Annotated in this window: 1 protein-coding gene; it reads left to right on the top strand. The window is 65.5% G+C overall.

Going from position 1 to position 229, the window contains the following annotated elements; genetic code table 11:
• Window positions 1-229, top strand: a 229-nt coding sequence (locus FS665_RS23265) for a type VI secretion system Vgr family protein (RefSeq protein ID WP_178108406.1), incomplete at both ends; no start/stop codon positions are given.

Genomic DNA, 229 nt, shown 5'->3' with positions numbered 1-229 from the left:
AGGGCCTGTACCTGAGCACCTGGAAACGCAGCAACGCCCAGGGCGCGCAGCTTGATATCAGCGAAGCCCAGCAGCAGCTGCAGAACAGCGAACAGCGGCTCAAAACCCTCTCCGACACGGCCAAGCAACACAACGCCGACGCCCTGCAAGCGGGCCTCGACAGCCTGACCCAGCTCAACGCCGACGCCGACGTCACCTACGGCAGCGACAACAGCAGCCCGAGCCAGGG

This window comes from Pseudomonas sp. URMO17WK12:I11 (genome assembly GCF_007677725.1).
Lineage (GTDB): Bacteria > Pseudomonadota > Gammaproteobacteria > Pseudomonadales > Pseudomonadaceae > Aquipseudomonas.
The sequence above is the reverse complement of the archived record's forward strand: the minus strand, read 5'-3'. Positions and strand labels throughout refer to the sequence as shown.